We start from the raw sequence: 23,400 nt of genomic DNA on the forward strand, positions 1-23,400 counted from the left end.
CCTGTTTGGGGAAGGAGAAGTATAGTTAATGGTTAGTGTTTATTATCCTTCCTTTTTCAGGCATATAATTCCATTTAAATTTCTGACCAATGAAAGTCGGGAATATCAAAGGGATAATTACAATTATAAATTGAAAATATTCAATTTAGACTCTATCAACCTTGAAACATAAACTGAAACAGACAATATTCTAAATCCAATTATTCAATGAAACATTTATATCATATACACGGAATGACTTGCAATGGCTGCCGGAGCCATGTTGAAGAAATATTGGCAAAAGTGGAAGGGGTATCCAACGTTTCGGTGGATTTAGAAAAAGCAGAGGCCAGGATTGAAATGGAAAATCACATTCCTATTCAGAAATTTCAAGAAGCATTGGAAAAAGATGGAGGAAGTTATTCCATCCATATGCCCGGTGATCATGCCAAGGAGATGGCGCAAAAGAAATCAAAACCAGAAGGTAAGGGATCAGGAACTTTTTACTGTCCAATGCATTGTGAGGGTGACAAAACCTATAATCATCCGGGAGATTGCCCAGTATGTGGCATGGACCTAGTAGAGGAGCATAAACTAACAACAAGTTCGGCCACTCAATTTACATGTCCAATGCACCCGGAAATTATTAGTGATGCTCCTGGAAGTTGTCCAATTTGCGGGATGGATTTGGTACCTATGGAACCCGACCTGTCCGCCGAGGAAAAGACGTATAAAAAACTGCTCAAAAAGTTTTGGATAGCAACTGCCTTTACATTGCCCATCTTTATTATTGCAATGTCGGAGATGCTGACTAACAATCCATTGTACGACGTTCTGGAATTGAAATATTGGAACTGGGTGCAGTTCGCTCTTTCCGTACCGGTTGTTTTCTATGCCACCTGGATGTTCTTTGAGAGAGCATATAGAAGCATCAGGTCTTGGAATCTAAATATGTTTACGCTTATTGGCATAGGTGCCGGTGTGGCCTGGTTGTTTAGCGTGTTCGGAATGTTATTTCCAGACTTCTTTCCAGACCAATTCAAGACCGAAGCTGGCACGGTGCACGTTTATTTTGAAGCGGCTACCGTAATTCTGACTTTGGTTCTATTGGGTCAATTGCTCGAAGCACGCGCCCATAGCAAGACCAATTCTGCAGTAAAGGAACTTTTAAAATTGGCACCCAACAAAGCAATTAAAGTTGTGGATGGGGAAGAACAGCAAGTAGACATCGACCAAATTGAATTGGACGATTTTCTAAGGGTAAAACCGGGGGATAAGATTCCCGTTGACGGTGTTATTACCGAGGGCGAAACATCCATAGATGAATCGATGATTACTGGCGAACCCATTCCTGTAAACAAATCCGTCGGTGATAAAGTAAGCAGCGGAACGATAAACGGCAATCAGTCTTTTTTGATGAAAGCTGAAAAGGTTGGTTCTGACACCTTGCTGTCCCAAATTATCCAGATGGTCAACGATGCCAGTCGCAGTCGTGCACCTATCCAAAAACTGGCCGATACGGTTTCAGGTTATTTTGTACCCATTGTGGTCATCATTGCAGCCATAACTTTTGGGGTATGGGCCATTTGGGGTCCAGAACCCGCTTATGTTTATGCTTTGGTGAATGCCATTGCCGTATTAATAATCGCCTGTCCTTGTGCCCTGGGTCTTGCCACACCAATGTCCGTTATGGTGGGTGTTGGCAAAGGCGCACAAAACGGCGTGCTCATAAAGAATGCCGAGGCCCTGGAAAAAATGGACAAAGTGGATACGCTTATCGTGGATAAGACCGGGACCATTACTGAAGGAAAACCCACGGTTGAGAAAGTAGGTTCTTTTGATAATAAAAACTTCGGCGAAAGCGAGGTACTTCAATATATCATTTCACTCAACAGTCAAAGCGAACATCCATTAGCAGCAGCAACCGTTAAATACGGTAAGGAACATAACGCTGAATTCCTTAAAGCAGATGGTTTTAATGCTGTCACGGGAAAAGGTGTTGAAGGAATTGTCAATGGCAAGAAAGTATTTCTAGGTAATGCCAAAATGATGAAACGGGCCAAATCAGTACTTTCCGAGACAATGGAAGAAGAAGCCCTATCCTACCAAAAACAGGGCAAAACAGTTTCGTTTCTGGCTATCGACCGTAATACGGTCGGCTATGTGGTCATAGGCGATAAAATCAAAGAAACTAGTGCCAAGGCCATCAAAGAACTACAGGACAAAGGAATCGCCGTGATAATGCTTACGGGCGACAATCATGATACGGCACAGGCCGTTGCAAGCGAACTCGATCTTGCTGACTTTCAGGCTGGAATGCTACCTGAAAACAAATTGCAGGAAGTGGAAAAACTACAAAAGAACGGAAAAGTCGTCGCAATGGCTGGTGATGGCATTAATGATGCCCCTGCCTTGGCCAAAAGCGATGTGGGCATCGCCATGGGAACGGGAACCGATGTGGCCATAGAAAGTGCCTCCATTACCTTGGTGAAAGGCGACCTTCATGGCATCGTAAAGGCAAAAAACCTAAGTGATGTGGTAATGAAGAACATTAAGCAGAATTTGTTTTTTGCGATGATTTACAACACCCTAGGGATTCCCATCGCTGCGGGATTGCTATATCCTTTTTTCGGGATTTTGTTGTCTCCAATGATAGCGGCCTTGGCTATGAGTTTCAGTTCGGTTTCGGTCATAGCCAATTCGCTTAGGCTAAAAGGTTCAAATATAAACTAAAGGATATGGCCAAAAGAAAAACGGCGATATTGATCAGAAAGGCTCACCGCTATCTGGGCATCTTCTTGGGCATCCAATTTTTGATGTGGACCATTAGTGGCACATATTTTAGTTGGACAGATATTGATGATATACATGGAGACCAATTTCGCCTGGAGCACGTTCGAAAAACAGCCTATTCCAATTTAATTAGTCCCTCTGCAATTGAACCCGAGGAAAAGATAACCTCAATTGCACTTCGTGAAATTGCAGGAGAACCCTATTATTGGATTAATGACCAGAAATTAGTACATGCGCAAACGGGGAGGTTAAAAAATGAAATTATGGAATCGGATGCCCTTCAAATTGCGGAAAGATATATGTTAAAAGAACTTAAAGTTACCGGCATTGAGCGTCTAGAGCAAGTAGGAAAATATTCGGAATATAGGAATGGAAGGCTTCCCGCCTATGTTATTTCATATGAAACTCCGAACAATCTTATGGCTTATGTTTCTGCTCGGGATGGAGCTTTCCAAACCGTAAGACACCGTGATTGGCGTTGGTTCGATTTCCTTTGGATGACCCATACTATGGATTACGAAGGCAGGGATGATTTTAACACCATAATATTAAGAATCTTTTCAATTCTAGGCCTTGTTACTGTATTTAGTGGTTTTCTGCTTTGGTATATTAGTTCCCCGACAATTAGGAAGATCAAAAAGAGAGAAAATTATTAATCTTAAAATCAAAAACTATGGAAAATAAAGATAAAAAAGGTAATAACCAATACACAAAATTTGTTCTAATGTTGGCAGCATCATTTGTAGCTATGTACATTACCATGTATTTGAATTCCTATGAAATGGATCATGTATATTTTAGTCTTACACGGTTCTATATGAGCTGTTTGGGAATTTCTGCAATGGCTATAATTATGTTTGTTGCAATGCGCAATATGTACCGGAACAACAAGAAAAACATTGCTATTGTTCTGGGCAGTTTAGTTCTTTTTACTACAGCACTAACGTTAGTAAGAATACAAGCTCCTATTATTGGAGATGTACTTTGGATGAAAGCAATGATACCACATCATTCCATAGCCATTTTAACAAGTGAACGTGCCGATATCGCAGACCCTGAGGTCAAAAGATTGGCAGAAGATATCATTAAAGCCCAAAAAAAAGAAATTGAGGAAATGAAGGCTATGATAACCAGATTGGAAAACAATAAATAATACCCTGAAAAAAAAATCATGAATAAAAACGTTTTATACATTGGGATAGCCGTGATTGCTGGTTTACTTGCCGGATATCTCATTTTTGGAGGATCAACAAGAACATCCAATACAAATACAGAGGATTCCAATATTTCGGATGATCACGATCACACAGGAGAATCCTTGGTCCAAATGTGGACCTGTTCCATGCACCCACAGATTATGCAACCTGAACCAGGCGACTGTCCAATTTGTGGAATGGATCTGATACCAGCGGAATCAAGTGCTGACGGACTTACCGCTAACGAAATAAAGATGACCAAGAACGCTATGGCACTTGCCAACGTTCAAACTTTAAAAGTCGGCAAAACTACTTCCGATAGCGAAAATACTATTTCCTTATCTGGAAAAATAAAATTGAACGAGGAAGTCAATGCCGTTCAGGCAAGTTATTTTGATGGTAGGATCGAACGTCTCAATATAGATTATGTTGGTCAAGAAGTGAAAAAAGGTCAGTTGTTGGCTACTATTTATGCTCCAAATCTTGTTGCAGCACAGCAAGAATTGATTACTGCTGCATCCTTAAAGGATACGCAACTGGAATTATACAATGCGGTGCGCAATAAATTACAACTTTGGAAACTTACGGAAAGGCAGATCAATAGCATTGAGGATACGGGAAAAGTAGTGGAAAACTTCCCGATTTATGCTACTGTTTCCGGTACTGTTTCTGAAAAATTGGCTTCGGAAGGAGACTATGTTAAACAAGGTCAGCCCATTCTAAAAGTAAGCAACTTGAACTCGGTTTGGGCAGAATTCGATGTTTACGAGAATCAAATAGCACAATTCAAGGAAGGACAAAATATTAAAATAACTTCCAATGCCTATCCCAATAAGGTGTTTAATGCAAATGTTTCCTTTATAGACCCCGTTCTAAATACAGTTACCAGAACCGTTGCCGTTCGTGCCGTATTGCAGAATAGTGAAAGATTGTTCAAACCCGGAATGTTCGTAAGTGGGAAAATTGATAGTTCTATGGCTAGTCCATTAGGGCAATTAAGCATTCCGGCTACAGCCATTATGTGGACTGGGGAACGATCTTTAGTTTACATTAAGACCAATCCCAACGAACCCGTATTTGAAATGAGGGAAATTACCCTTGGCAATAGAAATGGCGACGATTTTACAGTGGTTTCTGGGTTAAAAAATGGCGATGAAATCGTAACCAATGGTACCTTTACCGTAGATGCTGCTGCACAGTTGCAAGGTAAAAAATCTATGATGAACAGGGACAAGGGGTCTACAGAGTCAGAAACACCAGTAATGAAAATGACTTTGCCTCAATCCTTTCAACAAAGTTTTAAGACTTCCCTTGAACATTATATTAATTTGAAAGATGCCTTTGTAGAAGGGAATTCCAAGCAAGTTTCTACCTTGGCAAAATCCACTTCCCAAAAACTAAAATTGATAACTCAGGATGGGTTGGGCAACATGGAAATAGCTCACCTTGCCAAAAGTATTGAAATGTTGGATGCCATTGGAGCTAATACCGACTTGGAGAACCAACGTTCCCACTTCGTTATACTTAATGAAAATTTTGTGCCCTTGGTCAAAAATACAGAGGGTTTATCAGAAACGTTATACATCCAAAAGTGTCCAATGGCAGATAACAATAAGGGGGCATTTTGGCTCAGCAATCTAAAGGAAATTCGCAATCCGTATTATGGTGAACAAATGATGAATTGTGGAAGTATAATAGATTCTGTACAATAGGGGAGAAAGACAAAAATTGAAAGGAGACCAATTGCCTCTAGGCAATTGGTCTCCTTTTTTTAATCATATTCATAAGAGTAACCAGAGTAGGTGAGAACCACCTTACGTAACTAAATACCGTTAATAAATAGCAAGTAATAAGACCTAAGAAATAAATATTCCCTTTTGGGTCCATAAGGATAAACCTTATTGACAAAATTAGACTACCAGTAGTATCTATTCCAATGCTGTAAGAACAACCATGCAGTTTAAATTTAAACGGCTATGCTTTTGAATGACCCGGATGCCAGACATGCCTGGTATACATGTCTTTGATTGTGATAAATTACAAATCGAAAGGTATCCCCCAATCTCAATTTAATCCATTTGCTCAAAATGAGGGGCGTTTTGATCTTATTTATATCTACCTCCCTAGCATCATCCAAAAGGTCAATAATTTGCCTTTGTTCAAAAACAAAATGTCGTAACACCTCTTTGGATAAAATACTTCCATTAGGATCCATTATGGATGAAGTTTTCATCTTGTTTAATTTTTCCTTGTACCGAATTAATTTAACCAAATATTTCCCGGTAAAGCTGGGATAGAAGAAATAGGAGGGAGGGGATATATTCTTGTTTATCGCTTTTTTAAGTGCAGGCAAATAAAATTCGCTAAATAAATTTAAGTGCGCAATGCACTCGAGTACACTCCAACTATTTTCATTTGATTTTGCTTTCAGATCATCGAATGGTCTCTGAATAAAATCTTCCACAATTGTAATATTCTCTTTTGTAATTTCTATTAATTCTGAAATTAATTTATCTGTTTCAATTATCATCGTATTCTAAGTTAAAAATTAATTTTTCCAATCCATTGGAATTAACAGCTGTATATCCGAAATTCCAAAGTTGTTGGTATACATCCTAAGTTCTTGCGCCGTTATGGTCGCCAAGTCCAAGGTTTCCATGTGCTTTGATAAGATTTTTGCTTTCGGTGACATAAAACAAACTTCCAAGTCTGCCTATTATCCATGATTACAGGAAACTCATCTTTGGACCACAATGCCCAACTAGAATGGGTAACCATTAATAATGGGGGCAAAATTGATTAAATTCTCCTTGATACTATCATTGAATACCGTATCCTCTAACGAGTAAAGAGTTGGTTCTAATTTATGTTGGAATACATAACCGGATACTGTACCCATCACAGTTAATCTGTCCCCATGTCCATGTTGGTCTATAGTTCTTATTATTGATATGTCCCCAAAGTTAAATTTGGAATCCCTCGCCCTTACATTGGTAAACCCCGTTGATTTTTAAAAGTTTAATTCTTCTGGCTGTTGGCCAATCAGAGTATCTTAGGCCATAGCAACTTCTGCGGGTCTATCAAAATGGTCTGGATGGCAATATGAAACTAACACCATATCTAAACCTGATAGGATTTCCTGGATAGTTATGGGAAGATCCATTATTGGATTTTCCTAAATTCCCGCAAATGACGGTTGTGAAAACTTTTTACCCAAGTAAGGGTCAATTAGAAATACTTACCTTACATAGGCCAATTTGATGGCAACATTTCTTATTAATTATAAGTCCATGATATAGCGCTGACATATTTATTTTTTAAAGCCTGTTACGTGCAAATTATAATAGGCCATAAATTTTCGAATTGGGCTGCATTAAGTGAGCACTTTCTACAGAAATGGTTGTTGAAAACTTCTTAGTAAACATACTAGCTATAAAGAATGATGCAGGAATAATGACAAGGAAACCACCTATATCTAATAATACAGATTACGGCAAATATGCCTAAAATGTTTATCGGGGGTTGAATATAGGGGTTCACTTATCATTCCTTTCCAACGTAATTATCACAATTTTTCAGCGGTAAATCCGGCCTCACCGACTGCGGAAATTATTTCATTTTCGTTAGCATTATTTCCTTTAACCGTTAAGGTTTTTTTAAGGGTAAATAGGTCTACCTCCCAATTACCTTTGCCTAGTTTATCGTCCAATATTGGGGTAGCCTTGGCAATACAGCCGCTACATTTAATATTTGTTTTAAATTCAAGTTTTTTCATTGTTATAACTATTTAATATTAATAATTCAATTTTAAGCCTTTTGTGTCTTTACATAAAACATTGATATCACCGTACCCAAAGCACTTATAACAGCGGCAGCCATAAAAGCAGATCTAAATCCTGAAATTAAAGCTTCCTGAGTGGTAGAAACCTCAATGGCCATGGAATGAGACGAAGCTGCTGCAACGGCTACTATTAGGGCCAATCCCAAAGCTGACCCTATTTGATAACTTGTATTGACAAGCCCTGAGGCCAAACCAGAATCTTCGGGTTTGGCGCTGGATATAGAAGCAATTGTTCCTGGAATATAGGCCAACGACATTCCCATCGCGCCAAGTAATGATGGCGGTAGTACATGGATCATAAAACTACCGTTTAAAGGTACTGTTCCAAATAGGAGTAATGATAAAGTCAAAAAAAGTAGTCCAAGTGTCAAATTATTCTTGAACCCAAATTTCTGCACCAATTTTCCTGAATAACCTACCATAAGAATCATAATGGTTATTGTCATCGGTAATAAAGCCAATCCACTGTGAAATGCGGAATAACCCAAAATTTGCTGAAGATATAGGTTTAGGTAAAACCATAACGGAATCCACGCTCCGGCCAATAGTGCCATAACGACATTACCAGCCGAAAGATTTGGTGTTTTAAAAATGGACATGGGCAACAATGGGTGTTCTTTCTTTTTTTGTATACCTATGAACAGGATTATTAGAACTATGGAGCCCAATAATAATCCCATAGTGGTAAAGGAAGTCCAACCATTTCTTTCTGCTGCAACTATAGCATAAACAGTAAACATTAGTGATAAGGTTGCCAAAACAGCTCCAATTACATCGACCCGACCTTTTCTTTTTACTCCTCTAGGCAGATAACGGGGAGATGCAAGAAGTACTAGCAAGCCTATTGGGATGTTTATAAAAAATATCCACTGCCATGAGACCCATTCCGTAATTACACCTCCTAGAAATACTCCTGCCGAACCACCGGCAGCAGCTGCTGCTCCCCAGAACCCAAGCGCTCTTCCCAGCTCCTTGGGTTCTTTAAAAAGGCCAAACACCATGGTCAGTGCTGCAGGGGCTATTAAAGCAGATCCCAATCCTTGTAATGCCCGAGCAACATTTAGAGAAAGATCCGACCAGGCCAGGCCTGCAAAAAGGGAGGAAAAAGTCAATACTGTAAAGCCTGCAACAAATATTCTGCGGGCACCGAAAATATCGGATAATTTGCCTCCCAACAATAGGAATCCGCCAAAGGCAATTACATAGGCATTGAATACCCATTGCAACCCGGATTGCGTATAACCCAGGTCAGCCTTTATTGCCGGTAGGGCCACACCAATAATAGAAGTGTCCATTATGACAATAAATTGTGCAACACAAAGCACAAATAATGCTATCCAACGTAAAGAATTGTTACCAGCATTCATGGTTTCATTTGTTTTCATAGATTTAATTATTTTAGTAAAATTACTTGTTCCTGAACGGTCTAGTTTTACACTATTTTGTAAGTTTTTTTTAAAATTTAATGTTTTATATAATTTTGTTTTCTATCAAAATTTTAGCCTGCCCAATGCCTTTTGCATATCCGAACTGTAAATTTTAAGATTATATAAGGCTTGTAAATAATTGAACTGCGAGGATGTTAATGCGAGTTCCGCATCTGAAATCTCCAGTTTTGAACCTATCCCGTTAATGTATCGCTGATTGACCATGGAATAGTTAAGTTGGGCAGCTTCTACATTCTTTTTTTGGGTTGCGTATTGCATTTTGGCATTACTCCATTCGTTTGAAATTGTTGAAATCTCTAATTTCACCTCGTCATATAAAGCATCCATTCTTAATTTTTCCTGGTCCAATCTTATAAGTGCCTGTTTTGTTTTTGCAGAAGTTCTACCCCCGCTAAAAATTGGAAACGAAAGGTTTACTGCTATTAAAGAAGTATTCTGCCATGGTTGGTTCTTAAAACCAAAATTATCATCCTGGGATTGCAACTGATATTGGCCAATTAAAGAAACTTCAGGAACTCGGGTAGCCTTTATAGCAGATAATTTTCTTTCCTCTAATTCAATGTTCAATTTTTGAATGGATAGGTCGTGCCTCGTCAATTCATCCACTGGAAACTCTTGATCTTGAATATAAAAATCTTCACTTTTTTCACCCATCTGGAAGATATCTTCCAAGCTTATGTCCACTTCCTCATTTAGCCCAATTAATTGTTTCAATTGAGTTTTGGCTATATCTACACTGCTCCTTTGATAGTGAAGGGAAGTTTTCAAATTTTCCACCGCAATATAACTTTGCAAGGTATCCGTTTTTAAACCCTTTCCTTGAATCAATAAGTATTTGGCGTCTTGAAGGGCTTTTTCATTTCGGTGCAAGCTTTTTTCCAAAAGCATTAATTGATTTTGACTTAGTAGTACCCGATAAAAACTTTTAGTGACTTCATGTATCAACTGCCCTTCCATATCCGCTGTTTTTTCATTCTCTATTTCTTCTGCAATCTTGGAAGCTTTGAAATCCTCTTTGGAACTTTTGGAAAAAAGTTTCTGATTCAAAGAAATTACGGCATCATATTGATGTAATCCACCAACTGACACGTCCTGAACGGCCTTTTCAGATCCTGCAAAACTGCCAGGTAAATAAATAACTTGGCGATCAAAATATCTGGAAAGATTTCCGTTGAAATCAATGTTTGGCAAAAAAGCACTTTTTGCTTCCCTTACAGCTTGTTTGGCACTTAATTCCTGAAGATTTTGAATGTTCAGCGTTTTATTTCCCTTGGATGCCAATTCAATAGCATCTTCCAAACTTAAGTTGGTCTGGGCAAAAGCCCTTATTCCTGAGGAATAGATCAACAGGAAAACCACAATATTAAAAACAGTTGTCTTCATTGTTCTAGTTTTAATGTTCATTGATGAGTTTTGATACCGGATACAACTCCTCTTCAACCTCAGTAGTAGATTTGTCACTGGATAAGTAGGAGTAAACTGCGGGGATAATAAAGAGTGTCAGAATTCCTGCAAAAATTAAACCTCCTGCTATTACAATCCCCAAAGATTGTCGGCTATTAAAAGTGAGCGCTATGGGTAAAGCCCCAAAAATCATGGCTAGAGAAGTCATTAGTATGGGTCTAAAACGTTGAACTGCTGCTTGCGTTGCAGCCTCGAATTTAGAAAGTCCCTGGGCCTTTAAATCGTTAGCAAACTCTACAATTAGAATTCCGTTTTTCGTAATTAAGCCAACCAGGGTAATTATCCCGATTTGACTAAATACATTTAAACTTTGACCAAACCAATAAAGACTTAAAATAGCCCCGGTTACCGCCATAGGAACTGTAAGCATAATAATAAGTGGGTCTCTCAAGCTTTCAAACTGAGCCGCAAGAATCATGTATATAATGATAAGAGCCAATATTAAGGTGAAAAGTATGTTGCCCTGACTTTCTTCGTAATCCCTTGCCTGACCAGCTAAACTAGTTTTAAACGTTTGACCCAATTCATCATTCTTAATAGCTTCAATTTCCTTTATTCCTTCCTCCAAACTAACTCCCGGGGCAAGTGCAGCCGAAATAGTTGCCGATGTATATTGATCGTACCTATATATTGCAGCGGGACTAATTCCTTCCTCCATAGAAACCAAATTATCCAATGAAATCATTTGTCCGTTTGAAGATTTAACATTGATCGATCTTAAATCACTGATATCGTTTCTTTGTGGCTTTTCTACCTGACCTATAACTTCGTATTGTCTATCATTTTTTAAGAAATAACCATAACGTTGTCCTGAAAGTGATAGTTGTAAAGCCCTTGAAACTTCTTGAATGGAAACCCCCATTAATGCAGCTTTTTGCCTATCTATATTTATTTTGACCTCTGGCTTGTTTATTTTTAGATCGGAATCCACAAACATTAGCTTTGGACTCTGACGGGCAGCCTGTAAGAATTTTGGAAGTACTTTATTTAAACTGTCAAGACTTTGTGCCTGCAAAACAAATTGCACGGGCATACCGCCTCCATATCTAGTTCCAATAGTAGGTGGCATATAAGGAAATAATAAGAAATCCCTAAAATTTCCTGACGCCGCACCATATTGATTGTACAAATCCTGTGCAGACATTTTTCTATCCTTTGGATCATTTAGGTATATACTTTGTACCGCTATATTTACTGGAGCCGGGGCTGGGATAAAGGAAATTGCAACCATGGAATAGGTTTGGTAGAGACCATCTGTGGATTCGTTTACATATCTACCAACTTCGGTCATCCCTTTTTTCATATAGTCAAAAGAAACACCTTCAGGAGCCACTGCTATTAGGCTCAGGTTAGACCGATCCTCCAAAGGTGCCAACTCTGATGGCAATGATTTTCCGACCACATAAATTAGTCCCCCTGCAATTACCAAGAATATCCATGCCATCCAACGTTTTTTCATAAATGCGGTCAGTAAACTTTCATAACCATTATTCAACCTAATGAAAAATGGCTCCGTAGTGCGATATAACCAATTGGGTTTATCCTGTTTCTTTAACAAATAGGCACTGAGCATAGGGGATAGTGTTAATGCTACGAAAGCTGAAACCAGGACAGATCCGGAGACCACTATGGCAAATTCCTTAAAAAGTTGACCACTAATACCCCCCATAAAAATGATAGGTGTAAAAACAGCAGCAAGCGTCACGGTAGTGGAGATAACGGCGAAATATATTTCTTTGGAACCTTTAAAAGCTGCTTGTATTGGGGTCATGCCTTCTTCCACCTTCTTATATATATTTTCCAAAACTACTATGGCATCATCAACTACCAATCCTATGGCCAGAACCAAACCTAAGAGGGTAAGTACATTTATAGAAAACCCAGCTAAATACATGATAAAGAATGCCGATAAAATGGATACCGGTATGGCCAATACAGGAATAATGGTAGAACGCCAGTCCCGAAGGAATAAAAATATAATCAACACCACTAAACCAAAAGCAATAAATAAGGTTTCCTCAACTTCCTTTATCGATTCCCTTACTGGTTTTGTAAAATCGAAACCGACAATTAAACGGTATTCCTTAGGCACCTCTTGTCTCAGTTGATCAAGCCTATTATAGAATTCGTCTACAACTTCTATGGCATTGGCACCGCGTTGAATCTGTATGGCTATACCAACACCTACACGGTTGACATTATTGGTTCCATTGATGATGGCCGTACGTTCGTTCATTTCGCCCAACTCTGCATAACCAATATCTTTTAATTTAATGATGGAATTGGCATCTTGCTTAATAATCATATTATTAAACTCCTCCTCTGTGGTTAAACGCCCGATGGAACGCACGCTCAATTCATTATTATCACCTTCAATCCGACCTGATGGCAAATCGATATTTTCCCTTAATAGAGCCTCCCTTATATCTTCAGGGGTAAGTTGTAATGAGGCCAATTTAATAGGGTCAAAACGTAATCTCATGGCGTATTTATGCTCACCCACGACGGCCACCCTATTGATACCGGGTATAGATTGAATTCGATCTTTAATAACTGTGGAAGCCAAATGGCTTACTTCCTTAATATCCTTGGTATCACTTTCCACCTCCAGAAAAGCAACCAAATTATCTGGTGATGATGCCTTTTCAACGATGGGTGGGTCGACATCCGCAGGAATTTGATTTTTGGATTTTGAAACCTTATCCCGTACATCGTTCAAGGCATCTTCAAGATCAATATCCCTATTAAACTCGATAGAAATAATACTTACTTGCTCCCTGGATTCTGAAGATATTGTTCTTAGCCCATTGGCTTCGGCAATAGACTCTTCAATTGGTTTGGTAATCTTAGAAGCAATTACGTCTGGACTTGCTCCAGGATAAAAGGTTACAACGGATATTACTGGCGGTTCTGTCAATGGATATTCCCTTACCCCTAAATTCATCCAACCAACAATACCCATAATAACTATTAAGGCAGAAAATACACCTGCCAAAACGGGCTTTTTTATACTTAATGATGGTAAACTCATGATCTTATATTTAATTAGATGTTACAACTTCCACTACTGGTATACCTTCACCCAAGCGGAGGATATTGGATACAATAACCTTATCTTTGTCCCTAATACCGGACAGTACGGTCACCTCATTTTCCGTTCTATAGTTTATGGTGACCGGGGTCATTTTTGCTTTGTCATTTTCAAGTAAATAAACACTATACCCATGTTCACTTGGTATTAAGGCCTGTGACGGAATTTTTATTCCTTTTGTACCGTGATTTAGGGTTGAGAAATAAACTTTAGCCGACATACCACCTTTAAATTCATTTTGAAAATTATCGGCAATAGCCTCGACCGTTAAACTTCTGTTCTGATCATCCAAACCAGAATTTCCAGCTGCAATAATTGCTTCGTGTTTTGTATCGGAAAGTTGTGTGCTAAAGTTGATGACCTTTCCCTTGCTTACCTGTAGAAGGTGTTTTTCCGGTATAGAGAAAATGACTTTTACTTTGGATTGATCTTGAAGATTTACCAATTCCAGACCAGGGTAAACAAAGGCGCCAACATCTACTTGTGTAATCCCAATTATACCAGAGAACGGCGCCCTTATTTCTGTTTTACCCAATTGAACATTCAAAAATTCCAATTGAGCACGTAATGACTGAAGTTTTGTGTCTATTTCATCATACTCCTGTTGACGAATTGTTTCTGTTCTTAATAGACTTGAATAACGTTGTTCATTTAAACTTGCCAATTTTAATGCTGCATTGAGTTCTTTTTGTTTTGCCCTTAAATCGGCATCGTTTAATTTGTAAAGGAGTTGACCCTTACGTACATTATCCCCATTTTTAAAGGCTATTTTTGAGATTTTTTGAGAGATTTCACTAACCACGGCAACTTCCTGAATAGGGACTACGGTTCCTACAAGAACTTCTTCCTGTTTAAGTTCTAATTCTTGGGCTTCTATTACATCAACTGGAAGTTTATTTACTTCCATTGAAGTACTATCGGATTCAAGATTTTTATCTGCGCTTTCTGAACAAGAAATTACGGATACAGATAATGCTCCGTACAGAAAAGCCGTTTTCCAAATGTTGATTTTTAGATACATAATACATTGATTTTTAGGTTAATAACATGTGTCAAAATTAACCTCTGAATACAATTGTATTTTTACACTTTTACATAGATTAATTGTAAAATTTCAATCTTATTTAATGGAATTTAAGTGACAGAATTAGGCTGGAAAACTAGGTCTTGAGTGCAAATTTGAGAAACTAGCCTTGGAGGAAGTTTTAGGATTTTATTATTTATTGGGCTATGGATAACTATAAGTGCCATAGTAAATGAAGTGCCCCGGTATAAAAGGATGGAATTTACATTTGTTGTACTCCAACACTCTAAACCGGGGAACCTATTGTTGTCAAGAGGAAATCCAATGTTATGGATTATACAATAAGCAGAATTAAGTCTCTTTGCTATACGTATGAAAACTGTAACCCCTCTTGTTTAATTTCTAATCAAGACAATGGTCATTAACAATACCATTTTCAATAGTAGATTCGGTTTCCGAAAAGGTAATTTCATTTTCCTGCTCTATATCGGTAACGTAATATCCGGCATTTTCTATAGTAGAAATAACTTCCGCCGAAGTAGCTTCCATTGGCAAGCTTGCGCTTGCAACCCCGGATTGCGTCCTAATGTTGGTGGCACCTAAAATTGTACCTAAAGCCTTGTTGACACGCATTTGGCAATGTGAACTTTGCATGTTCGGAATTTGTATTTTTAATGTTTTCATTGCTTTTTATGTTTTAAATTACACATAACGAATTAATAGTTTGATTATCAATATTTTATATATTTACAATAAAGTTTTAAATTTCTATTTTTTCAACTTCAGCAATAGACTGTTTCCAACAACGCTTACACTACTAAAGGCCATTGCCGCTCCTGCAATCATTGGATTTAGTAAGAATCCGTTTATCGGATAAAGTATGCCTGCCGCAATAGGGATGCCAATAATATTATATATAAAGGCCCAAAAAAGGTTTAGCCGAATAGCAGCTACCGTTTGTTTGGATAGCTTTATAGCCATTGGTATTTTATTTAGATCTGATGAAATAATGGTCATTTTAGCTACATCCATAGCAATGTCACTACCTTTGCCCATAGCAATACTTACATTGGCCTGGGCCAAAGCTGCGCTATCGTTAATTCCATCTCCCACCATTGCAACTACTTTTCCCTGATTTTGCAACATTTTTACGAAGGCCGCTTTTTGTTCTGGTAGAACTTCGGCTTTATAATGTCTTATGCCAGTTTGGGCTGCAATAGTTTTTGTGGTCGATTCATTATCACCGGTCAACATATAAACTTCAATACCCCTATCCTGTAATTGCATTATGGCCTCAATGGAGGATTCTTTAATCTTATCGGCTATAGCAATTACTGCCAAGGCTTCTTCAGAATTGGCAAACCAAATTACCGTTTTGGATTCTGCGCTCCAATTATTCCCTATTTCCTGTAATTTTGTAGAAATCTCTATTGCTTGTTCGTTTAGCAATCTTTGGTTGCCTACAAAGAAGGCCTCATTGTTCAGTTGTGCTTTGGCACCTTTACCTGTAATACTTTCGAAATTGGAAATCTCTACAGGTGGTACATTGCCCAAATAATCAATAACGGCTTCAGCTAAGGGGTGTTCTGATTGTTTTTCTATACTGTACAGAATTCCCTTGGTGCTATCATTATTGTCCAACCAGGCCATATCTGTTACCACAGGTTTACCTTCGGTTATAGTACCGGTCTTATCCAATACTATGGCATTTACATTTTTTGTTAGTTCCAAACTTTCGGCATCCTTGATTAATATCCCTTTTTCAGCTCCTTTACCCACTCCTACCATAATAGCCGTAGGTGTTGCCAAACCTAACGCACAGGGACAAGCTATAACCAATACCGTTACAAGGGCCAGTAAACCGTGAGTAAATCCGTTATCGCCTCCAAAAATTAACCAAACCCCAAAAGCAATCAAGGCAATACCAATTACCACAGGCACAAAAATACCTGCAATCTTATCGACCAATTTTTGAACGGGTGCCTTACTGCCCTGGGCATCCTGTACCATTTTTATTATTTGGGCCAGCATTGTTTCCGCACCAACTTTTTCTGCACGAAATTGAAAGCTCCCTTTTTGATTTATAGTTCCTGCAAATACTTGGTCATTTGCATTTTTTAAAACTGGCACAGGCTCACCGCTCAACATGCTTTCATCGACATAAGAGTTTCCATTGGTCACAATACCGTCTACCGCGATTTTTTCACCGGGTTTCACTAGTATCACATCATTGGGATTGATAAGATCAATCGATGTATCAATATGATTTCCTTGAGAATCTATTACTGTAACCGACTTGGGTTGCAGTCCCATTAATTTTTTAATGGCAGTAGAGGTATTTCCTTTCGCTTTTTCCTCCAAAAGTTTACCAAGTAAAATAAATGCAACGACTACTGCAGCAGCCTCAAAATAAACGTGGGCATGTACGCCCCTTGCGTGCCAGAATTCGGTAAACAGTGTATTGAACACACTAAAAATATAAGCTACACCTGTACTCAAGGCTACCAGTGTATCCATGTTGGCAGAACGGTGTTTTGCCTGTTTATATGCGTTTATATAAAAGTCCTTTCCGAACCAAAGAATAACTGGAGTAGATAAGGCCCACATGATATAATTGGCATAAGGCATATCCATAAAAAACATCCCGATTACTACTAATGGTATAGAAAACAGACCTGCTTTGATGGTTCTCCATTTCAACTGATGAAATTTCTTTGCTTGTAGTTCTTCTAAAGTTTGATTAACATTTTCATTGTTATCAATTAATAGATCATAGCCAATGGATTGAACGGCATTTTTAAGTTCATTGGGACTGACCGTATTGGGAAGATACTCTACACTTACGGTGGCAGTGGCGAAATTTACCGAGGCATTCACTACTCCGTCTAAATATTTTATAATGCTTTCTACACTAATAGCACAGGCGGCACAGGTCATATCCATAACGGGAAATGTCTTTTTTACCGTAGTCACTTCATATCCCAGATTCCGAATAGTTTTAACCACTTCGGGCACCACGGCACTCATTTTAGAAGATTCAATGACGGCTCTTTTGTTATTGATTTCTATTTTGTGGGCTTCAATGTCTTTTACCTTTTTTAAACCATTGTCCACAATAAGCGCACAGTGCTCACTTTCCACGCCTTCTAATGGAATGTACATTGGTTTTGCAGCTAACGTTGCCATAATAATTGTATTTAAAATTATAATACAAAGTTGGCCACTTTAGAGGCTTTAAAAATTACACTTTTATGGAAATAATTTACAAGATTACAGTTCGTCCAAGGGTTTTCGCTTATTTAATTTAACGTCTTTAAAGTGCCTGGGGGTAAGGCCTGTAACTTTTTTAAATTGATTGCTTAGATGCCCTATACTGGAATAATTGAGTTGAAAAGCGATTTCGCTCAAAGATAATTCGTCATACACCAATAGTTCTTTTACCCTTTCAATTTTTTGGGCAATAAAATACTTTTCTATGGTAGTGCCTTCAACCTCGGAAAAAAGATTGGAGAGATAATTATAGTCATGATTAAGCATATCGCTCAAATATGTGGAAAGGTTGGTCTTAATATCGTTGTTCTGTTGATGGACCAATTCAACTATCAATGCCTTTGTTTTAATAATCAACCTACTTCTTTTATCATCCATGATGGCAAACCCATAGCCTTCAAGCGCTATTGAAAGATTTTCTTTTTCTTGAATAGTAAGTTCTTCACCTAGTTCAACTTCCCCCAACTTTACCGATAAAGGATCAAAACCAAGTTTTTCGAACGCCGATTTTACAACCATAATACAGCGATTGCAAACCATATTTTTAACGTGGAGTTTCACTGAATTTTTAATTTTTTACTGACGTATAAATCAAATATACCTCAATTATTTGATGGATGAAGAAAATTATTCTTATATAGTGAAAGCAAAAATATTGGAGAAGGTAAAATCTATATGTCCCGAGACCTAGAAAAAATAATTGGTTTGTTCCATTGAGTTCATGTGAATTGACCTGATAAGAAATTATGGATAGATCTTATTTTGTTCAACAATTAAAACCTTTACATTAACAGAACAATTGAACTTTAGCGTCCAACCTTAGCCCTAAACACTGTCACCTATTCTGTCACCTATAAAAACAAAGCCCCATAAACATTAGTCTACGGGGCTTTTCAGCGGAGAATAGGAACTGCAACCCCTTACGTACTATGCTTATTATCAGATACTTATAATTTTAAAAATCATTAATACTCACCTAATTACGCACCGCCAATTAGATGCCGCTCAATAGTTAAGAACACATCAAGTAAATACCCTAAGAATTCATGTATTCCGTTGGGGTCATATTGAATTGTTTTTGAAAATTCCGGCCAAAACTCGTTTGGGAATTGTATCCTACCATTTCTGAAACTTCATAAATTCTATATTCTCCTTTCTTTAGCAATTCAGCTGCTTTTTTTAAGCGGGCAATATTGATCAATTCATTCGGGCTAAGGTTAGACATTTCCTTTATTTTCCTATAGAGTGTTGACCTACTCATAAACATTATATCACTCAAGGTTTCCACACTGAGATCTGGATCCGAAATATGTTTGGAAATTACCTCGTCCAACTTATTTATAAACGTTTCATCGGTCGCCGTCAGTGCAATACTCTTAAGGTGGGCTAGGGGAGAACTGGAATAGTACGCCATTATATTCTTTCGGTTTTCAATCAAGTTTTTAATTTGCACCCTAAGGTGCGATATGGAAAATGGTTTTTCCAAATAGGCGTCCGCACCGGATTCCAATCCTACAATTTTTGCGTTTAACGCCTGTTTGGAGGTTAAGAAAATTACAGGAATATGACTAGATTCCAAGTTGCGCTTAATATTTCTACACAAATCATAACCATCCATTATTGGCATCATAACATCGGTAACCACAAGCTGGATATTTTTTAATTCTATAATCCTCAATGCTTCCTGTCCGTTGGTAGCCCTATAAACATTGTACAGTTCTTTTAAATCGTTGGCAATAAAATCCAAAAGGTCGATACTATCCTCTGCTATTAAGATATTTGGTTTGGTTGCATCCTCCTCCATATTAAGCATTGCAACCTCTGATTTGTCACTTTCCAAAGATCGATCTTGCGAATAAAGTCTAAATTCTCTTTCTTGGTGAATGGGCAGCTTTAAAACAAAGGTATTCAGGGAGTTATTTTTGTTTTCCATTTCCAAATTTCCATTGTGTAGCTTAGTAAGTGAATGAGCCAAGGCAAGACCTATTCCCGTTCCATTCTGATTCTCGACCCCAGAAACCCTGAAAAAAGGTTCGAATATTTTTTTTGAAAGATGCTCCGGGATCATATCCCCGTCATTCTGAACTGTGAGTATTAAGGTTTCCGAAGTAGTTTCCAAATTAACATTAACCTTTTTATGCGCATATTTTATAGCATTACCAAAAAGATTGCTCAATATCTTCTTTATGGCCTCGGCATCCACATAGGCAAATATCTCTGTTTCTCCCAAATTCAACTGACAATCGATATCCTTATCGTTGATTGCCTCACTAAAACGATTACAGGTTTTATTTATCAATTCAGTAATATTGCACTCAACAAAGGTGAGGCTAATACTTTCCATCTCAGTCTTTCTAAAATCCAATAACTGATTTACCAAATCCAATAGTCTGGTGGTATTCTTCTGCATTATTGATAGATGGCCCATTGCATCGGGGGAATGATTATTATTATTAATCAATTTATCCAAAGGACTTTTTATAAGGGTCAAAGGAGTTCTTATCTCATGGGAGATATTGGTGAAAAATTCAATTTTTGCCTGATAAACCTCTTTCTCTTTTTTATTGCTTAGTTCCTTGATTCGCTGATTATTTTTTGATACAGTTCGCAAGTGATAGAATCTAATTATTAAAAACACCGCAATTGCCAATAAAATTAGATAAAGGGAATAGGCCAGATTACTTTTCCAAAAAATAGGTAAAACCTCTATTGAAAGGGGTTTGGACTTAGCACTCCAAATACCATTATTGGTCAAGGATTTAATGTTCAACGTATATTTGCCCGCTGCCAATTCAGTGAAGTGCACCCTATGATCCTTTTTTATTGGAATCCAGTCATCACTTATGCCTTTCATTTGATACATATACTCTGTAGATTCGGGACTTATATAACTTAGAGCGGCAAAATCTAAACTAAAGGAAGACTGGTTTGCGTTAAGCAGCAAGTTATCTAGAAAAGTTATTGATTTCTGCAATGGGGAATCATCTACTCCTACAATGGCCTCCTGGTTGTTAATTTGCAGTCCTGTAATTAAAATTGGGGGCACATAGGTATTATTGAGGAAGTTTTCAGGATTAAAACTTATCATTCCGTTAACGCTCCCAAAATATATTGTTCCATCCGGACTTTTGTAACCAGAATTATAATTGAATTGATCACTAAGCAAACCACTTTCCTTGGAATAGATTTTTTTTTGACCTGTTACGGTTTCATATTCCACCAATCCATTGGAGGTAGTTACCCAAACTTCGTTATCCTTACCCGCCAACATGGAATAGAAAGCATTACTTGGGAAACCATCTTTGGTCCCGTATTTCTTGAAGGTTTTTTTAATTGGGTCGTATTGGTTCAATCCATTTTCTGTAGTAACCCACATTGTATCGTTGTTATCTTGAAATATACCATTTATGTGATTATTGCTAATACCCTCGGCATCAAGGCTATTGTATATATAATTACCGTTATCACCAGTATTTGGATCGTAATAAAACAAACCTTCGGAATAACTTCCAGCCCATAAAACCCCACTTTTGTCCTCAAAAAAGCATGTATAATGTATATGTTCAGGAAAAGTCCCTACCAAATCAAAATTATCGGTTTGTGAATTATAGGATTGAATTGAGGATGTGGATATTACAATAATATCATTTGTCCTAGTTTTATAAAGTGAGAAAATAAAATTACTGCGGAGAGTACTCCTGTCTCCCATATTGTAATGTGCTACGATTTTGTCCTGTTTAACGTCCAGAACATCCAACCCATGATCGAATGTACCTATCCAAACCTTGTCCTCAATTGGAAGTACGCCGTGAATATTATAATGGGACAATATGCCTCCTTTATCCTTGGAGGTGTAATTTGTAAATTTTCCCGTTTCTAAATTGAACTTATTTAATCCCGCATCTTCTGTTCCTATCCATAAATTGCCCTTATTATCGGGACGAATTTCACGTACAGCATTTCCACTAATTGAATTTTCCGATAGGGACGGGAAATACTTCTTAAAGTGATTGTACTGGTTGGGATAATAGTTTACTCCACCAAAATAGGTTCCCGCCCATACACTGCCCTCATCGTCCACTGTTAATGCGTATACGGCATTATCGGCCAGAGCATAAGGATTACCATAATCTTTTACCAAATTGGTATATACTTTTTCTTTAATATTATATAAATGAATACCGGATTCCGAGGCAACCCAAAGCTCCTCTTTTCCTCTCAATGCAAAATCCCTGACATAAATTGGTCCCTTTAATTCCTGAAGCATGTCTAAGATTTTACCCTCTAAAATATCATATGCTAATACACCATGATTCTGTGTTCCCAACAAGATTACATGGTCATTCAAATTAAATAATCGGTTAATGCGAAATGGCAATTTAGGATCTCCCTGAACCTTAATGCCATAACTTATAAAGCTATTCGATACCTTATTATATTTATAAAGTTCATTACTAGATGCCGCTATGATTTCGTTATCATTTGTTTTTATGATAGCTGTGGCATTAAAAAATAGGTCTGTTGGAAAGGAATCGGTTTTCCCAGATTTAGTGTTATACTTGTTCAAAGTACTGTTGGCAATATACCATAGATTACTTTCTACGTCAGCCATGAGACCTAAAATTTGTTTGGCACTAGTTCCTTCCAACAGATCAAAATTTTCCTGTTTTTCGTTATAGCTATACAAACCATTATCCGTACCCACCCATAAGACATCCTCAAACTCATAAAGACATTCAATATAAGTGCCATGTAAACTTTTTACATCTTCAGAATTGTTTTGAAACAGTTTAAAGGTATAGCCATCGAATCTATTCAGTCCGTTTTTAGTACCAAACCACATAAAGCCATTCTTGTCCTGTAAAGAACTTAGTACCGTATTATGCGATAGACCATCCTCAACCTTATAGTGTTTAAAGTAAAACTCCTGTGACCATAGGGAACAGGAAACAAGGACAGCAACAACCAATAATTTAACACTCTTTTTCAACGCTTAACAATTTTTGGAAAATATAAAACTTTTTGTTCTACATAATGTTTCACTGTTCAACAATTTGGCTCAATAAGCGCATTTCTAAAGACAAAAGCAAGATTATGAATCATTTCGGGGAACTATTGAAACGAAATTCAAATTAAATCCATGTTAAAATCCTTCTATTTGTCGCAACTGCTAAATCAACAGTTTACATATATAGAATTAATAATATTATCAACAACAACAGTGCAATATTATGATATCGGCAAATAATTAACCAAATATCTAATTCGACACAGTATGCCATTAAAGTTGAAAA

At 37.6% G+C, this 23,400-nt stretch carries 14 protein-coding genes; 4 read left to right on the top strand and 10 right to left on the bottom strand.

Annotated features, from left to right (window positions below; all coding sequences use genetic code 11):
• Positions 1-207 precede the first annotated feature (207 nt).
• The 4 genes from B9Y87_RS18545 to B9Y87_RS18560 are packed head-to-tail and all read left to right on the top strand — an operon-like array spanning position 208 to position 5,680.
• The gene (locus tag B9Y87_RS18545; protein WP_085500460.1) at positions 208-2,712 is read left to right on the top strand and encodes a heavy metal translocating P-type ATPase; all 2,505 of its coding nucleotides are present in this window, start codon (positions 208-210) and stop codon (positions 2,710-2,712) included.
• Positions 2,713-2,717: 5 nt separating this feature from the next.
• Complete coding sequence (locus B9Y87_RS18550; RefSeq protein WP_085500461.1) at positions 2,718-3,428, top strand: PepSY domain-containing protein; 711 nt, start codon at positions 2,718-2,720, stop codon at positions 3,426-3,428.
• A 17-nt stretch (positions 3,429-3,445) separates the two neighbouring features.
• Positions 3,446-3,925, top strand: coding sequence for a DUF305 domain-containing protein (locus B9Y87_RS18555; RefSeq protein ID WP_085500462.1), 480 nt, complete (start codon positions 3,446-3,448; stop codon positions 3,923-3,925).
• A gap of 18 nt (positions 3,926-3,943) precedes the next feature.
• On the top strand, positions 3,944-5,680 hold the full coding sequence (locus B9Y87_RS18560) for an efflux RND transporter periplasmic adaptor subunit (RefSeq protein ID WP_085500463.1): 1,737 nt from the start codon (positions 3,944-3,946) through the stop codon (positions 5,678-5,680).
• 254 nt (positions 5,681-5,934) lie between these two features.
• Here the strand turns inward: B9Y87_RS18560 and B9Y87_RS18565 are convergent, their stop codons facing one another.
• The 10 genes from B9Y87_RS18565 to B9Y87_RS18610 all read right to left on the bottom strand — a co-directional run bounded on the left by B9Y87_RS18565 (position 5,935) and on the right by B9Y87_RS18610 (position 23,096).
• Positions 5,935-6,498: a DinB family protein gene (locus tag B9Y87_RS18565; protein WP_085500464.1), complete on the bottom strand. Its 564-nt coding sequence runs from the start codon at positions 6,496-6,498 to the stop codon at positions 5,935-5,937.
• A gap of 1,035 nt (positions 6,499-7,533) precedes the next feature.
• A complete protein-coding gene (locus tag B9Y87_RS18570) occupies positions 7,534-7,743 on the bottom strand; it encodes a heavy-metal-associated domain-containing protein (protein ID WP_085500465.1) in 210 nt (69 codons plus the stop codon).
• A gap of 32 nt (positions 7,744-7,775) precedes the next feature.
• A complete protein-coding gene (locus B9Y87_RS18575) occupies positions 7,776-9,194 on the bottom strand; it encodes an MFS transporter (RefSeq protein ID WP_245808748.1) in 1,419 nt (472 codons plus the stop codon).
• A 105-nt stretch (positions 9,195-9,299) separates the two neighbouring features.
• Positions 9,300-10,640, bottom strand: a complete 1,341-nt coding sequence (locus B9Y87_RS18580; RefSeq protein WP_176225678.1) for a TolC family protein — start codon at positions 10,638-10,640, stop codon at positions 9,300-9,302.
• Positions 10,641-10,650: 10 nt separating this feature from the next.
• Positions 10,651-13,752, bottom strand: coding sequence for an efflux RND transporter permease subunit (locus B9Y87_RS18585; protein WP_085500467.1), 3,102 nt, complete (start codon positions 13,750-13,752; stop codon positions 10,651-10,653).
• Positions 13,753-13,762: 10 nt separating this feature from the next.
• The gene (locus B9Y87_RS18590) at positions 13,763-14,833 is read right to left on the bottom strand and encodes an efflux RND transporter periplasmic adaptor subunit (protein ID WP_085500468.1); all 1,071 of its coding nucleotides are present in this window, start codon (positions 14,831-14,833) and stop codon (positions 13,763-13,765) included.
• A gap of 405 nt (positions 14,834-15,238) precedes the next feature.
• Positions 15,239-15,520 carry a heavy-metal-associated domain-containing protein gene (locus B9Y87_RS18595; protein WP_139827288.1) on the bottom strand — a complete coding sequence of 94 codons (282 nt, stop codon included), beginning with the start codon at positions 15,518-15,520 and terminating at the stop codon, positions 15,239-15,241.
• A gap of 84 nt (positions 15,521-15,604) precedes the next feature.
• Positions 15,605-18,022 carry a heavy metal translocating P-type ATPase gene (locus B9Y87_RS18600; RefSeq protein ID WP_085500470.1) on the bottom strand — a complete coding sequence of 806 codons (2,418 nt, stop codon included), beginning with the start codon at positions 18,020-18,022 and terminating at the stop codon, positions 15,605-15,607.
• 84 nt (positions 18,023-18,106) lie between these two features.
• Positions 18,107-18,625, bottom strand: coding sequence for a helix-turn-helix domain-containing protein (locus tag B9Y87_RS18605; RefSeq protein WP_245808749.1), 519 nt, complete (start codon positions 18,623-18,625; stop codon positions 18,107-18,109).
• Positions 18,626-19,142: 517 nt separating this feature from the next.
• Positions 19,143-23,096, bottom strand: coding sequence for a hybrid sensor histidine kinase/response regulator transcription factor (locus B9Y87_RS18610; RefSeq protein ID WP_085500472.1), 3,954 nt, complete (start codon positions 23,094-23,096; stop codon positions 19,143-19,145).
• Positions 23,097-23,400: the final 304 nt, after the last annotated feature.

This window comes from Arenibacter troitsensis (assembly GCF_900177645.1).
Taxonomy (GTDB): Bacteria; Bacteroidota; Bacteroidia; order Flavobacteriales; family Flavobacteriaceae; genus Arenibacter; species Arenibacter troitsensis.

What these genes read in the sequence shown, in the direction of transcription:
- B9Y87_RS18545 (WP_085500460.1), top strand. Translation starts at nt 208, where the DNA reads ATGAAACATTTATATCATATACACGGAATGACTTGCAATGGCTGCCGG.
- B9Y87_RS18550 (WP_085500461.1), top strand. Translation starts at nt 2,718, where the DNA reads ATGGCCAAAAGAAAAACGGCGATATTGATCAGAAAGGCTCACCGCTAT.
- B9Y87_RS18555 (WP_085500462.1), top strand. Translation starts at nt 3,446, where the DNA reads ATGGAAAATAAAGATAAAAAAGGTAATAACCAATACACAAAATTTGTT.
- B9Y87_RS18560 (WP_085500463.1), top strand. Translation starts at nt 3,944, where the DNA reads ATGAATAAAAACGTTTTATACATTGGGATAGCCGTGATTGCTGGTTTA.
- B9Y87_RS18565 (WP_085500464.1), bottom strand. Translation starts at nt 6,498, where the DNA reads ATGATAATTGAAACAGATAAATTAATTTCAGAATTAATAGAAATTACA.
- B9Y87_RS18570 (WP_085500465.1), bottom strand. Translation starts at nt 7,743, where the DNA reads ATGAAAAAACTTGAATTTAAAACAAATATTAAATGTAGCGGCTGTATT.
- B9Y87_RS18575 (WP_245808748.1), bottom strand. Translation starts at nt 9,194, where the DNA reads ATGAAAACAAATGAAACCATGAATGCTGGTAACAATTCTTTACGTTGG.
- B9Y87_RS18580 (WP_176225678.1), bottom strand. Translation starts at nt 10,640, where the DNA reads ATGAAGACAACTGTTTTTAATATTGTGGTTTTCCTGTTGATCTATTCC.
- B9Y87_RS18585 (WP_085500467.1), bottom strand. Translation starts at nt 13,752, where the DNA reads ATGAGTTTACCATCATTAAGTATAAAAAAGCCCGTTTTGGCAGGTGTA.
- B9Y87_RS18590 (WP_085500468.1), bottom strand. Translation starts at nt 14,833, where the DNA reads ATGTATCTAAAAATCAACATTTGGAAAACGGCTTTTCTGTACGGAGCA.
- B9Y87_RS18595 (WP_139827288.1), bottom strand. Translation starts at nt 15,520, where the DNA reads ATGAAAACATTAAAAATACAAATTCCGAACATGCAAAGTTCACATTGC.
- B9Y87_RS18600 (WP_085500470.1), bottom strand. Translation starts at nt 18,022, where the DNA reads ATGGCAACGTTAGCTGCAAAACCAATGTACATTCCATTAGAAGGCGTG.
- B9Y87_RS18605 (WP_245808749.1), bottom strand. Translation starts at nt 18,625, where the DNA reads ATGGTTGTAAAATCGGCGTTCGAAAAACTTGGTTTTGATCCTTTATCG.